This window comes from Ensifer sp. LC11, from assembly GCF_001695835.1.
Classification (GTDB): domain Bacteria; phylum Pseudomonadota; class Alphaproteobacteria; order Rhizobiales; family Rhizobiaceae; genus Ensifer.
Map to the genome: position 1 here is coordinate 119,521 of NZ_MBSO01000001.1, position 13,020 is coordinate 132,540.

At 62.7% G+C, this 13,020-nt stretch carries 18 protein-coding genes; 8 read left to right on the top strand and 10 right to left on the bottom strand.

Going from position 1 to position 13,020, the window contains the following annotated elements; translation table 11 throughout:
• Positions 1 to 51 precede the first annotated feature (51 nt).
• The 3 genes from BBX50_RS00580 to BBX50_RS00590 all read left to right on the top strand — a co-directional run bounded on the left by BBX50_RS00580 (position 52) and on the right by BBX50_RS00590 (position 2,524).
• Positions 52 to 246: a NepR family anti-sigma factor gene (locus BBX50_RS00580; protein ID WP_065773376.1), complete on the top strand. Its 195-nt coding sequence runs from the start codon at positions 52 to 54 to the stop codon at positions 244 to 246.
• A gap of 8 nt (positions 247 to 254) precedes the next feature.
• On the top strand, positions 255 to 809 hold the full coding sequence (locus tag BBX50_RS00585; protein ID WP_034794051.1) for an RNA polymerase sigma factor: 555 nt from the start codon (positions 255 to 257) through the stop codon (positions 807 to 809).
• A gap of 212 nt (positions 810 to 1,021) precedes the next feature.
• Complete coding sequence (locus tag BBX50_RS00590; protein ID WP_065773377.1) at positions 1,022 to 2,524, top strand: HWE histidine kinase domain-containing protein; 1,503 nt, start codon at positions 1,022 to 1,024, stop codon at positions 2,522 to 2,524.
• Positions 2,525 to 2,565: 41 nt separating this feature from the next.
• On the opposite strand, the gene BBX50_RS00595 is transcribed toward BBX50_RS00590, so the two are convergent.
• The 7 genes from BBX50_RS00595 to hemP form a co-directional block, all read right to left on the bottom strand.
• On the bottom strand, positions 2,566 to 2,997 hold the full coding sequence (locus BBX50_RS00595; protein WP_065773378.1) for a hypothetical protein: 432 nt from the start codon (positions 2,995 to 2,997) through the stop codon (positions 2,566 to 2,568).
• Positions 2,998 to 3,070: 73 nt separating this feature from the next.
• Entirely contained in the window at positions 3,071 to 3,439 is a 369-nt protein-coding gene (locus BBX50_RS00600) for a DUF883 family protein (RefSeq protein WP_065773379.1), read from the bottom strand.
• 201 nt (positions 3,440 to 3,640) lie between these two features.
• Positions 3,641 to 4,432, bottom strand: a complete 792-nt coding sequence (locus BBX50_RS00605) for a heme ABC transporter ATP-binding protein (protein WP_065773458.1) — start codon at positions 4,430 to 4,432, stop codon at positions 3,641 to 3,643.
• Positions 4,433 to 4,440: 8 nt separating this feature from the next.
• Positions 4,441 to 5,559, bottom strand: a complete 1,119-nt coding sequence (locus tag BBX50_RS00610; RefSeq protein WP_065773380.1) for an iron ABC transporter permease — start codon at positions 5,557 to 5,559, stop codon at positions 4,441 to 4,443.
• Positions 5,546 to 6,496, bottom strand: a complete 951-nt coding sequence (locus BBX50_RS00615; protein WP_065773381.1) for a hemin ABC transporter substrate-binding protein — start codon at positions 6,494 to 6,496, stop codon at positions 5,546 to 5,548. The genes BBX50_RS00610 and BBX50_RS00615 overlap by 14 nt, the downstream gene beginning before the upstream one ends.
• A gap of 11 nt (positions 6,497 to 6,507) precedes the next feature.
• Positions 6,508 to 7,569 carry a ChuX/HutX family heme-like substrate-binding protein gene (locus BBX50_RS00620; protein ID WP_065773459.1) on the bottom strand — a complete coding sequence of 354 codons (1,062 nt, stop codon included), beginning with the start codon at positions 7,567 to 7,569 and terminating at the stop codon, positions 6,508 to 6,510.
• Between the two features lie 10 nt (positions 7,570 to 7,579).
• The gene (gene hemP / locus BBX50_RS31015) at positions 7,580 to 7,693 is read right to left on the bottom strand and encodes a hemin uptake protein HemP (protein WP_320410495.1); all 114 of its coding nucleotides are present in this window, start codon (positions 7,691 to 7,693) and stop codon (positions 7,580 to 7,582) included.
• 274 nt (positions 7,694 to 7,967) lie between these two features.
• On the opposite strand from hemP, the gene BBX50_RS00630 reads away from it, so the two are divergent.
• The 5 genes from BBX50_RS00630 (at position 7,968) to BBX50_RS00650 (ending at position 10,774) form a co-directional block, all read left to right on the top strand.
• On the top strand, positions 7,968 to 8,405 hold the full coding sequence (locus BBX50_RS00630) for a hypothetical protein (RefSeq protein ID WP_065773383.1): 438 nt from the start codon (positions 7,968 to 7,970) through the stop codon (positions 8,403 to 8,405).
• Between the two features lie 63 nt (positions 8,406 to 8,468).
• Positions 8,469 to 9,377 carry an energy transducer TonB gene (locus tag BBX50_RS00635; RefSeq protein WP_065773384.1) on the top strand — a complete coding sequence of 303 codons (909 nt, stop codon included), beginning with the start codon at positions 8,469 to 8,471 and terminating at the stop codon, positions 9,375 to 9,377.
• Positions 9,378 to 9,575: 198 nt separating this feature from the next.
• A complete protein-coding gene (locus tag BBX50_RS00640; protein ID WP_065773385.1) occupies positions 9,576 to 9,989 on the top strand; it encodes a DUF2325 domain-containing protein in 414 nt (137 codons plus the stop codon).
• Between the two features lie 33 nt (positions 9,990 to 10,022).
• Positions 10,023 to 10,292, top strand: coding sequence for a hypothetical protein (locus BBX50_RS00645; RefSeq protein ID WP_065773386.1), 270 nt, complete (start codon positions 10,023 to 10,025; stop codon positions 10,290 to 10,292).
• A gap of 167 nt (positions 10,293 to 10,459) precedes the next feature.
• Positions 10,460 to 10,774: an antibiotic biosynthesis monooxygenase gene (locus BBX50_RS00650; RefSeq protein ID WP_065773460.1), complete on the top strand. Its 315-nt coding sequence runs from the start codon at positions 10,460 to 10,462 to the stop codon at positions 10,772 to 10,774.
• Positions 10,775 to 10,852: 78 nt separating this feature from the next.
• Here the strand turns inward: BBX50_RS00650 and BBX50_RS00655 are convergent, their stop codons facing one another.
• From BBX50_RS00655 to BBX50_RS00665, 3 genes are all read right to left on the bottom strand, one after another.
• Entirely contained in the window at positions 10,853 to 11,221 is a 369-nt protein-coding gene (locus BBX50_RS00655) for a DUF423 domain-containing protein (protein WP_065773387.1), read from the bottom strand.
• Positions 11,222 to 11,227: 6 nt separating this feature from the next.
• On the bottom strand, positions 11,228 to 11,620 hold the full coding sequence (locus BBX50_RS00660; protein WP_065773388.1) for a group II truncated hemoglobin: 393 nt from the start codon (positions 11,618 to 11,620) through the stop codon (positions 11,228 to 11,230).
• A gap of 236 nt (positions 11,621 to 11,856) precedes the next feature.
• Positions 11,857 to 12,879 (bottom strand): substrate-binding domain-containing protein, encoded by a 1,023-nt coding sequence (locus BBX50_RS00665; RefSeq protein ID WP_065773389.1) that lies wholly within the window; start codon positions 12,877 to 12,879, stop codon positions 11,857 to 11,859.
• Between the last annotated feature and the right edge of the window lie 141 nt (positions 12,880 to 13,020).

Sequence of the window (13,020 nt, forward strand, 5' to 3'; positions counted from 1 at the left end):
TTTTCAGCGGCGTTATGGCGGCTATGGACACTCGAAGGCGACAGTTTGAAAATGAAATATAAAACAGGGGCAGGGCGGAGCACCGGCACGACCTTATGGACAGAAGACCCAAATGCGCAGATCGCAGCAAAGCTGAAGGCGCTTTATCAGTCCGTGCAGGAAGAGGCGATACCCGCGCGTTTTCTCGATCTTCTGGAAAAACTCGACGCGGCCGAGCAGCAATCTGCGCTGCAGGGCAGGGAGTGAGTCCCGGAATGTCATCGGAAAAAAATGATTTCAAGCGAGAGATGCTGGCCGCTCTGCCGAGCCTGCGTGCCTTCGCCATGTCGCTGATCGGCCGTCACGACCGTGCCGATGACCTGGTGCAGGACACGATCATGAAGGCCTGGGCGAAGCAGGATCATTTCGAGATGGGCACCAATATGAAAGCCTGGCTCTTCACGATCCTGCGCAACGAGCTCTACAGCCAGATGCGCAAACGCGGGCGCGAAGTCCAAGACAGCGATGGACATTTCACCGAGTCGCTCGCTCACCATCCCGAGCAATACGGTTCGCTCGACCTGCAGGATTTCCGCAAGGCGCTCGAGATGTTGCCGCCCGATCAGCGCGAAGCGATCATTCTCGTCGGCGCTTCCGGCTTCTCCTACGAAGAAGCGGCGACGATCTGCGGCTGTGCGCTGGGGACGATCAAGAGCCGCGTCAACCGCGCGCGCCAGCGCTTGCAGGACATTCTTCAGGTGAAGGGCGAAAACGATTACGGGCCGGATGAGACCTCTGCTCCGATTACCTCGCGCGCCTTCGTTTCCTGATGAAAGATTCCAGGCCGGCACCGTTGCAAAAGCGGTGGTGTCCTGCTTTCACTGGCGGCGCGATCCCGAAGGGGATGGCCGTGGCGGGGGGATCGGCCGACGAATGCGCGGCCACGATGATTTCGGGTCAAAGCACCCCGAAATTGAGCGGGGTGCCGGCAGAAGCCTGCGTGGCCTTGCCGGGTCTCGCTCAGAGTGGGAATTGAGACCGAATGCGCCTGAGAACAGAGAGGATAGACCCGCCCGTGACGAGACTGCTCGACGCGCCCGAGCGTCTGAGCGTGTTGCACGCGACTGTGCCCGACATGGCCGAGCTCGACCCGGACTTCGACGGGATCGTCGAAATCGCCACCCGTCTCTTCGATGCGCCGATTGCCTTGGTGACGTTGATCGACCGCGAATGGCAATGGTTCAAGGCTGCCATCGGGACGACGGAGACCCGCGCCTCATCGGAAGAATCGTTCTGCGTCTATGTGGTCGCAGAAGCCGATACCAGTCTCGTCGTGCTGGACGCCTCGGCTGACCCGCGGTTCATGCGCCGCCCACGCGTCGCAGGCTCGCCGTTTTTGCGCTTTTATGCCGGCGCGCCGATAGTGCTCGATGGACAGACCGTGGGCACGGTGTGCGTTCTTGATGTCAAGCCGCGCGACGGCGTTGCACAACACCTCGTCGAGCAATTGGGCCGGCTTGCCGGTCTTGCCGCGTCCCTGTTCAAGCTTAAGGACGAGGCACGTAAGCGCGCCCTGAAAGAGGCTGCGTTGTCGCGCGAGGAGCAGCGCCATGCCATGGCGCTCGAAGCCGCCAATATTGGCAGCTGGCTTTGGGATATCCGCTCCGGGGCGATCGCCGGCAACAGCGCGATGAAACGCATGTTCGGCCTGCCGGCCGGCGGTTCCGTCAGTGCCAAGGAGATCTTCGGCGCCATCCACGTGGACGACCGCGGCGCGACCTTTTCAAGGCTTCGCCAGGCGATGAAGGCCGATGAAGAATATGACGGCATGTTCCGCATCGGTGACACCGGCCGCTGGCTGCTCGGCCGTGGTCGCGTGCACGAGCGTGACGGAAAGGGCGAGCCACTCACCTTCATCGGCGTGACGATCGACGTTACCGACCAGCAGGCCTCGGTCCAGCGGACCCGGCTCCTGCTCAAGGAACTCAATCACCGGGTCAAGAACACGCTGGCGATGCTGCAATCGCTCGCCCGCCAGACGCTTCGCCAGACGAGCGACCCGGCCGAATTCATGACCGCCTTTGCCGGACGGTTGCAGGCGATCTCCGAAGCGCACGGCCTGCTTTCGGACCACGAATGGGGAACCATCCGGCTTGCCGACCTGATCGCCAAGCAATTGCTGCCCCACGTCAACTGCTATTCGGAGCAGGTCGAGATCCACAAGGACGAGGTATCGCTCGGCCCCGACCAGGCGGTTGGCCTCGGACTGGTTCTGCACGAGCTTGCGACCAATGCGGTCAAGTACGGTTCGTTGTCGGTGCCGAAGGGGAAGGTTGTTCTGACGGCGCGCAACATGGTCGAGGACGGGGATCACGTTCTCCATCTGACCTGGACGGAAGTCGGAGGGCCGCCGGTGCGTGAGCCGAAGCGGCGTGGCTTCGGCTCGATCCTCATCGAGCGCAGCCTCGACAAGGTGCTCGGCAGCTCGGTCAAGGTGGAATACCTTGCCGCTGGCGTTACTGCGCTCATTCGCTTGCCGCTCTAGCCGGCGCCGAGTGCGCGTTCACGAAGACCGGTCCTGGGGTGTCAGTTTTCGCGTCGGCGCGCGCGTCTCTTGCCGGTGCCGACCAGGGCACCGATCGCAAGAGCGGTTGCGACCGCAAGCAGCGGCTGCTTGCGCAGGATACCGGCAGCAGCAAGCAGCGTCAGATTGGTTTGCATCTGGGTTCGGCGACGGCGTTCTTCGGCCCGTCGGCGGTCGCGATTTTGCAGCGCTACCAAGATACCGATCAGCACCAGGGCGGTCACGACCAAGGCGATGGTGATCGCGGTCGCGGCGGCGATCGCAGAGTAGTGGGCGCTGAGATAGAGGAACGTGGCTGCGAGCGCGAAGACATAGGCTGTCGTGAGCAGCAGCCCTATGATGCTCCACAGAATAGCATTGCGCTTTACGCGTGCGGCGGTGGCGCCGATGTCGGCGGCCAACAGCGCCGCAAGAGCTGCCGTCAATGGTCCCATGCATTGCCCCCGATCATCAATACGGATGGGTTGGCGGTCGACCACCCATCCGTTTCAACGGTCCACATGTTGGTCAGCGTCGAAGAAGCGCTGCGACCGCAAGACCGATCAGGGCGGCGGCGCCAAGCGTGGCAATCGGATGTTCTCGGACGGCGTGGCGTACTTGCTTTTCGGTGCCGGCGTAGCGGTCGCGAAGCTCGGCCAGCAGATCTTCTCCACTTGCCAACAGCTCGCTTATGCCGGCCTCAGCCTGTTCACGCGCATCCTGCGCCTTGCTGCGGGCCTGCTTCGATGCCGCCGATCCACGATCGGCCAACAAGGCGACCAGCGTTGCCACATCATGGCGCAGTTCGCCCAGTTGTTCCTCGATAGAGGTATCGGCGAGCTTGCCGTTGCTTTTTGTCGAGCGCGAGCTCGAGCCGGAAAAGAGGCCTGGCGTCATGATGAATACTCCCTTTCACACATGCGCCGGCCGTGAACGGTCGGCGCTACCTGACAAGAACCGGCGGGCACAACCACGGGCCCGTGCCGGCGTTTCGGGAGGACAACGCGCAGATGCGGAAATTGTTTCGATAAATCTTGTTGTTGGGGGCGTGAGGAATTGCGGATCTTGAGGCGATCGCTGCCCGATCCGCAGGTGGCGTCAGAGCGACGCCGTCTGCGGCAGAACGAACGGGACTGGCGGTGCCGGTGCAACGCCCACCCGCATGCGGCAACCGAAGACGGCCTCCATCGTCTCGTCCGTCAAGACCTCGCGGGGCGCGCCGCTGGCGCGGACCTTGCCGGCCTTCATCATCACCATATGGTCGGCGAACATGGCGGTCAGGTTGAGGTCGTGCATCACGGCGACGACACCGCCGCCGCGTTCGCAGAACTTGCGTGCGAGCTGCATGATCCCAAGCTGATGGCGGATGTCGAGACTGGACACGGGTTCGTCGAGCAGAAGATAGCGCGGTTCCCCGTCGATGACCGGTTCGGCGATCTGGCAAAGGACACGGGCCAGCTGCACGCGTTGCTGTTCGCCGCCCGATAGCTCCTGGTAGAAACGGCCGGCAAAACCCGCCAGATCGACGGCTTCCAGTGCGTCGGCCGCGATCCGGTCATGAACCGCCGGGTCGGTGTTTGCGCCAGCGGCAAGGCCCAGCCGAACGACTTCGCGCACCGTAAAGGGAAAGGAGATCACGGTCGATTGCGGAAGCACGCCGCGCATTGACGCAAGCTCCCAGGGTTTCAGGCCGCGCAGGTCACGACCGTTGATCCGGATCGTTCCGCCCGATGGCGAAAGTTCGCCGGAAATTGCCTTCAGCGTCGTGGTCTTGCCGGAGCCGTTCGGGCCGACGATCGCCGTCAGCGCGCCAGGCGGCGCTTCGAGTGAGACCCCGTTGATGACCGGTCGTCCACTGAGGCGCACGGTGAGATTGGAAACATTGATCATGGTTTCGTTCACAGTCCCATGTTCGAACGGCCGCGCAGCAGGATCCAGAGGAAGAACGGCGCACCGATAAAGGCGGTGACGATGCCGATCGGCAGCTCGGCCGGGGAAACGATCGTGCGGGCGATCATGTCGGCGAGGATCAACAGCGTCCCGCCGAGGAGTGCTGAAGCCGGCAGAAGGTAGCGATGGTCCGGGCCGATGACGAGGCGCAGGAGGTGCGGGACGACGATGCCGACGAAGCCAATGCCGCCGCTGACGGCGACGGATGCGCCGGTCGCGGCCGCGACGCTGACGATCGCGACGTTCTTTAGCCGCTGTACGGGAATGCCCATATGGAAAGCGGCGGCCTCGCCAAGCGTGATCGCATTCAACCCGCGGGCCAGAAACGGGGTGACGGCGAGCGAGAGCAGAATGATGGGCGCTGACGCCAGGATCTTCGTCCAGTTGGCGCCCGCCAGCGAGCCGAGGCCCCAGAAGGTCAGATCACGCAATTGCTTGTCGTCGGCCAAGAAGACGAGCACGCCGGTGACGGCGCCGGTGAGCGCGCCAAGCGCGATGCCTGCCAGCAGCAGGGTGGCGATCGACGTCTGTCCGCCGCGGGTGGCGATGCGGTAGAGCAGCAGCGTCGTGACGAGGCCGCCAAAGAAGGCCGCCACCGGCAGCGCGTAGAAACCGAACAGGGCGAAGAGCGGCCCGAAGGTGGCGGTTCCGAGCACGATCAAAAGGACCGCGCCAAGGCTCGCGCCCGAGGAGACGCCGACGAGACCAGGGTCGGCCAGCGGGTTGCGGAAGAGGCCCTGCATGACGACGCCGGAAACGGCGAGCGAGGCGCCAACGAGCATGCCGAGCACCGCGCGCGGCAGCCGGATATCGAGAATGATGATCCGGTCGCGCACGCTCAGCGCCTGATCGGCTTCACCAATCAGCCAGTACCAGACGTTCGACAGCGATGCATCGGCGGCACCGGTCATGATCGAGCCGATGAACGTCGCGATAGCGGCGGCCGAAAGGGCGATGATGACAAGACGCGCCAGCCGCGCGCGGTTGCCGGAGCGCCACTCGCTGCGGATCTCTGCGGCGAAAGTCGTCAGGCCCATGCCGCGATCCGATGCCTCACTGCGAGGCATTGGCCTTCTTCCCGTAGATGGCGGCATTAAGGTCGCGAACTGCACTTGCCGTGCGCGGGCCGAAGCCGAGCAGGTGCAGGCCGTCCATGCGGACGAGCGCCTTGTTCTTCGCAGCCGGCGTCAAGCTCAGCGCCGGCAGGGCGAAGAGCTCGTCGACCTTGGCGGAATGCTCGCCGCCGCGATCCATCATCAGCACCACGTCGGGCTTGGCCTCGATGATGGCTTCGTCGGTCAGCGCCTTGTAGCCGGGGAAGGTGCCGACGGCGTTGACGGCGCCAGAGAGCTCGATGATGCCGTTGGCGGCGGTCCCCTGTCCCGATGCCACGACCTTTCGGCCCTGGGTGCTCAGAATGAAGAGCACGCGCTTGCGCTCGCTTTCGGGGCGGGCTGCACCTTCGGCGACCGCCGCATCCAGGTCGGCCTCGACGCTCTTGGCAAGAGTTTCGGCCTTGTCCTCAACGCCGAGGAAAGTGCCGACCGCGCGGATCTTGGCGGGAATGCCGGCCTTGTCGAAGGTCTCGGGCACGCTGGTGAAGGCGATGTTGGCCTCCTTCAGGACGGCAAGTGCCTCCGGCGGGCCGCTACCCTCGACGGCGACGATCGCGCTGGGGTTGACGGCGATGATGCCTTCCGGCGCGAGCTGGCGCATATAGCCGACATCCGGAAGCTTTTTCGCCGCTTCCGGATAGGTGCTCGTGGAATCGCGGCCAACCAGGCGGCCTTCCTCGCCGAGTGCATAGATGATCTCGGTGACCGCTCCGCCAACCGAAACGACGCGCGAAACGTCGGCCTTCTGCATGTCCTCGGCCATTGCCGGCCGGACGAAGGAGGGGGCGCCAGGCGCTACAGCCGGCAGAAGGAAGGGCGCCGACAGGGCAAAGGCTGCGAGTGCCAGTTCCCAGCGGCGAAGGCGGCGGAAATCGAGACCGTTGATCATCTTGGGCGTCCTTAAGCGGCAACCGTGGTGTCGAGGCGCGGCATGCCCTCGGCGATCGAACGCCATTCCGGGCGTTCCGCAAGACCCTCTTTCCTCTTGCCGAAGAACTGGATGATCATCTCGCCCTTGGCATCAAGCGCCTCGATCGAGGTCACATGGCCGTCGGCGGTCGGCTTGCGCACGGCCCAGAGTTCGGCGATGTGGTCGATACGCAGGTGCAGGTGGAAGGTCGGATCCATGACGTTCAGCCACGGGCCCATCGTCGCGATCTTGGCGATCGGGCCGGAATGGATCTGGATCATGCCGCGGTTGCCGACGAAGCACATGATCGGCAACTCGACTTCGGCGCTTGAATGCAGCATCGCTTCGATGCTGGACGGATCAAGCTGCCAGGCAAAGTCTTCGCCAATGTTGTGCAGCGCCTGACGACGGCCGATCTTCAGCTTGCGCAGCATGCCGTGGAACTGGTGGGTGTCCGTCATCTTCGCCCAGCGGTCGCGCAGTTCGACGACGTCGACCACGGTTTCCGGCTTGTCGTCGCCGGACGGAGTGCTGGTGTCCGCGGTGAAGTCCTGCGCCTGGTTATCGAGACGGAAATCGGCGACGATCCTGTCATAGGCCTCGACATTGGATGCAGCACGGAGATGCACCTTGTGGACGGCATTGCCCCACTTGTCGAAGAACTGCAGGCTCTTGCGGACTTCGCCCTTCTCGTCGGTTTTCGTCACCGCGAAGGCATGGGCCCAGGCGCTCGGGAAGACGCGAAGATCGATCTGTTCGCCGAGCACGATGCTCGCCATTTCGCCGGTGGTGATCTTCTCATAGACGCCGATCTTCTCGTGGACCGCGCTTTCATTGCGGGTCAGCGCCATCACTTCGCCGAGTTCCTCGACCCGCGACAGGAACCGATTGGCATCGGCATCGATGCGCACGGCGGTGAGCCCACATTCGGCAGCCACGAGCGCAGCTTCGGAAACGCCGAGCTGGGCTGCGATGTCACGCTCGCGCATCTTCGGGTTTTCGGCGCGATAGGCGCGGATTTCGGAAGGAGTGGGGCGGAGGCTCTCGGTCATTTTCATCTGCCTATTTGTTCAGGATCAGTTTGCCCTGACGGGTGATTTTCATGCGGTAGATCGCGCCGTCGTGGGAAATGAGGATCTCGTTGTCACCGCCGAAGAGCTCACGACTTTCGATAATCCGTTGCGCGCGCCCCGCCGGAAAGGGCGGATCGGATGGACGTGCGCGTTCGTGGTCGTTGGTCACTGCGGTTCGGCCGTTTCGAGAAGGCAGGCCGCGTTGATTTCCCCGCATTTCCTGCCATGCAATTCGTTTACTATCTTGACTTCATTACTCATATTTATCTATGGACGCAATACCGGACTTTTATTCTCAAGTTAGTTAGTGCCGGCTTGTGGACAAGGGCGCGCGGCCCCGTTCGGTGCTTTGCTGCAACCTCTGGAGTGGTGTCGATATGAAGTTTTCCAGCCTCCCGATTGTTCCCGTTGCTGTTGCGGCCTTGGTCGCGGCAAGCGGTGTCAACGCCCAGGAGGCGGCGCCGGCAGGCGGGTTGACCATCGAGCTCAACGAGGTCGCCCCATCGCAGAAGGGCTGCAAGCTGACCTTCGTTGCCGGCAACGAATTTGCGCAATCACTGAGCAAGGTCTCCTTCGAATTCGTGATCTTTGACCAGAAGGGCCTGGTCGAGCGCATGGCGGTGCTGGATTTCCGCGATCTGCCTGCCGGCAAGACCAAGGTACGGCAGTTCGATTTGCCCGGTACCAATTGCGCCGCCGTGAAGAGCCTGCTGATCAACGATGCACCGGCCTGTGTCGGTGACGGCGTTCAACCGGCCGCCTGCATGAGCGGCATCAAGACCGGATCGAAGTCGACGGTGGAACTCAAGGGTTGAGGCAGGCTCGCTCGTCATGGGCATGGAATTTGCGTCGCCTGGCGCGGCGAAGGTAAGGCTGTAATGAAGCGTATCGTTATATGGGCTGGGGCCGCCGTCTTCTCGCTTGCAACGCATGGCGTCGTTCTTGCTACCCTGTTCGGCTCTAACCCTCAGGAGGCGCAGCTGGATTTGATCGAGGGCGGAGAGAACGTCGAAGTAGCCCTACTCGGCGATGCCTTCGAAGAAACGCTTCAGGCCGGCGCTCCGTCCAATGTTGTCGAGCCCACGGAAGATGTTCCCGAAGAGGTCCAGCCCGCGGAGATAGAGCCCGTGGAAGATGTGGCGCCGACGCAGGAGATTGCTGCCGAGGAAACCCAGGACCTGACGGCCACGGAGGCGGACGTCATTCTGCCGGCTGAAGAGATGCCGACCTTGCAGGTCGCCGAAGCCGTGGTGACGGCGAGCGTGGCGCCGGTCGAAACCGTCGTGCCGGAAGTAAAGCCGGAGGAACCGAAGAAGGAAAAGGTCGAAAAGCCGGAGCCGAAGAAGGAACCGGTCAAGAAGAAGAAAGTGACCCGCAAGAAGGCGGGAGACCAGGGCGAGCAGGCGCAAAATCAGGTCAAGGGCAAGTTGGACGGTGAGGAAAAAGGCAACTCCGCGAATGCGACCGGCAAGAGCCAGTCATCGCAGGTCGGTAATGCCAACATGTCCAACTACGATGGCAAGGTGCGCGCCAAGATCAATCGCCGCTACAAGATCCCGTCGGAGGCTCGGCGCCAGGGTATTTCCGGGACGACGACGGTCAGTTTCACGGTAACTGCGGACGGAGCTGTGTCGCGGGTGAGGGTTGCCGGAAGCTCGGGTCACCCCGTGCTCGACAGCGCAGCGCTTGAGGCGGTTCAACGAGCGGCACCTTTCCCGCCATTCCCGAACGGTTCCGGCATGAATTCCAAGTCTTACGCGCTTCCAGTCGTCGCCAGCGTTCGCTGACGCCAAGGTGCATCCGCAATGGTGGACCGGCGCGCTGAAAAAATATGATGAAAAAACTCATGTTTATACTTTACTCTGATTATCAAGTTTAATAGGTTGCCCTCGTCACGCAGCCGATGGGCGTGTGTCGAGATGATGTCCCGATGCGACCGGCTGCCCGTTGTGGCCCTTGTCGCACGATCAGACGGAGAGAATTGCATGCGCGGCAAGCGTCACCAGAATGCAGCGAAGAATGGCAAGGGTCGTGCGGCTTCCGAGCCGGCCGCGATCCGCCAGGAGGCTGGCAAGGCAACGCTCGAAGGGCGCAGTTTTCTCTATGTCGGCGGCCGTGATTGTCAGGTGGCGCATCTGCGTGAGATCGCCAGCTCATTCGGCGCCGAGCTGCTTCACCATGACGGCGGCCTGCGTGAAGCCGTATCGCGGATCGACCGCGTGCTTCCGTCCGTCGACTGTGTCTTCTGCCCGATCGACTGCATCAGCCATGATGCATGTCTTCGCGTGAAGACCGGCTGCAAGAAGTGGGGCAAGGCCTTTGTGCCGCTGCGCAACGGCTCGAAATCGAGCCTGGAGCGGGCGCTGCAGGACCTGACCACCAGCCGCGACGAGCGGTAATCCTCCCAGGACAAGACAAGACGAGAGCGTGCAATGAACGAAGAGCGTCCCGACCTCGCCATGATGATCGGTCTGCACAAGCTGGCGGCGCAGCAGGGCGATGGCCTGGTGCCTGAACTCTATGAAATCCTGACGCGCCGTGCGCGGATGCTGGATGAGAATGCCAATGTCGCCGAGTTTCCGGGCTGGCAGACCCGCCCGCCGGTGCGCGATCCTCTCGGGCTTGTGGAGCCGAAAGATGCGATTATTCTCGCCTTTCCGCGCGCTGCAAACGACGCCGCCCGCAAGAAAGAAAGCGCCTAAGAGCAACTCCAGGAAAAGTGTGAAGCGGTTTTCCGTCCGGCGTTGCGCAAAAGAGAGCAACTCCAGGAAAAGTGTGAAGCGGTTTTCCGTCCGGCGTTGCGCCGTTTCAAAGAGTTGGATCATTTCACCTGTTTCGGTGAAACGATGAAATGTCCTGGGAGGTCAAGATGTACGTTGCCATGAACCGTTTCCGCATTGCCATCGGGCAGGAGGAAGCCTTCGAGTCCGTCTGGAAGGGGCGCGATTCCAGCCTTTCGGAGATGCCGGGCTTCGTTTCCTTCCATCTCTTGCGCGGCGACAGCGTCGCTGAGGAGGGCTATACGCTCTTCGTCTCGAACTCGGTCTGGAAGGATCGCGACTCGTTTTCGGCCTGGACGAAGTCCGAGAACTTCCGCGCTGCCCACAGAAATGCCGGCGACAACAGGGCGATGTATCTCGGCCCGCCGAAGTTCGAAGGCTTTTTGGCCGTCGAGGGCGCCTGATCAGGCGGCCCAGCCGCGTTTGATTTTATATGCCATTCACCTCCCGGATGGGCCGATCTGGGAGGTGAATGTTCTTTCTCAGGCTGTCTTTCGCGGCAGGAAGGCGCCGAGCGAAACGGCGAGCCAACCCGCCATGATCGTCGTGCCGCCGAGCGGCGCCGACATCGGAAACAGGCCGGAACCCGAGACGTGGCGCATGGCGAGATCTGCCGAGAACAGCGCCGTCCCGAGAGCGATCAGCAGAGCCGCGACCGGCGCGGTGCGAAAGCCCGGCCAGGCTGCGTAGAGCGCGACCAGCGCCGGAGCATGGGCCAGGCACATTGCGGAAATACCGGCGAGCAATCTTGGATCGTCGCCGTGCGAAGCGGCGGCCGCGCTGACAACGCCGGTCAGGCCCATCAGGCCGGCAACAAGAAGCGTCGTTGCGCGAAATCCGCTGTGCGACATGTCAGGTCATTCCTTGTTCTGCATATGAAGGGCGAGGCGGGTGATCGGCTCGATAATTATCTGCCGCAGCTTCGGATGGGCGATCGTTTCCTCAAGCGCCCGCGTGAAGCAAAGCAGCCATTCGTCGCGCTCCGCGGGGCCGATCTCGGCGACGAAATGACGACGGCGCAGCATCGGGTGGCCGCGTTTCTCGACGTAGATGGGCGGTCCGCCAAGCCAGCCGGTCAGGTACTCGTAGAATTTCTCTTCGCTGCCAGAAAGGTCAGGCGGATGCACGGCGCGGCAACGTGCCGCTTCCGGTAATGTGTCCATCAACTGATAGAAGCGGCGCGTCAGCGCCCGAACCGTTGGATCGCCGCCGATTGCTTCATAAAGTGTGGTGGTTTCCGCTTCGGCCATGTTCCATGTCCTTCGTTCCGTCGGTCCTAACCTGCGGCGCCCGTCCGGACAACGGTTATTGAGGCAATCGCTTTGCGGCGTTTCATCGCAATTCGCGATCCCAGTCTGGATAAACCGCCTAGGCGGCGGGCGTCAGCAAGGCTGGCTGCTGCTGACGCGGCGATCGTCTTTGAGGTTGGCGCCTCGGCGATGCAGGTGGCGCTGCACTTCACCCGGCTGGGGCGAGCCGCCAGACGTCATTTGCTCTGCGGCGGCGGCGCGGTCGATTCCCGCAGGATCAGTTCCACCGGCCAGAGTTCTTGCACTTCGGACGTGGGGCGCCCCGCCAGTAGCTGCAGCACCAGATCGGCCGAGCGCGCGCCGGCAGCGCGCATCGAAGAGCGCGTCGCCGAGAGCGACGGCACCATATTGTCCGCGGTGAGATAGGGGAAGACGTCGTCATGGGCGATGACCGAGACCTCGCGGCCGATTTCAAGCCCCATCGATCGCGCTGCCCGGTAGATGCCGAGTGCCGTCATCATCGAGCCAGCGACGAAGGCGGTCGGGCGCGGCGTCTGCTCCAGGAAGGAGCGGGCGAAGCGAAACCCGAGCTCGTCGGTGAAATTGCCGTGGGCCACCAGACGCGGGTCGAAGGGGATGCCGCGGGCTTGCAGGGCGTCACGATATCCCTTGTCACGGTGAAGCGAGAAGGTTCGGCCCTGCCGTCCGTTGATCATGGCGATGCGGCGATGGCCGAGGTCGATGAGATGTGAAGTCGCCCGGCGGATGGCGCCTTCGTTGTCGATATCGAGCCAGGCATGCGGGACGTCGGTATCGGATCGTCCGTGCACGAGGAAGGGCATGCCGAGCTTGTGGAGGAGGGCAATGCGCTCGTCGTTCGGTTCGGGGGAATGCACGATCACGGCGTCGACGCGGCCGCTGACGGCGAGCCGGCTGTAAAGCTGGATTTCGCCCTTGGGATCCTTGTCATCCATGGGGCTGACCAGGATGTCGATGTCCTCGGCGCCGAGCCGCTCGGCCAGGCCGCCCATGAATTCGGAGAAATGAAACTCGCCCGACCGGCCCATGACGACGCCAATGGCGCCGGCTCGGCCAGTGACGAGGCGGACAGCATTGATGTTGGGGCGATAGCCGAGGCGTGCCGCCTCTTCCGCGACCCGCTTGCGCGTCTTTTCACTGACTTCGGGATAACCGCTCAGCGCACGGCTGACGGTGGTCGGCGAAAGGCCCAGTTGTTGTGCGAACTCCCTCAGCTTCATTCGGTATGCGTATCCTCAACCTGGCCCGGTCCCAGAAATATACACCTTCTCTCGTGCTCACAATCGGTTTGTCAGCATCGCACACCACCTCATTTTTCAGAGGCAAACGACCAAACCGTTTTAAATTTTGCCAAATCCCCT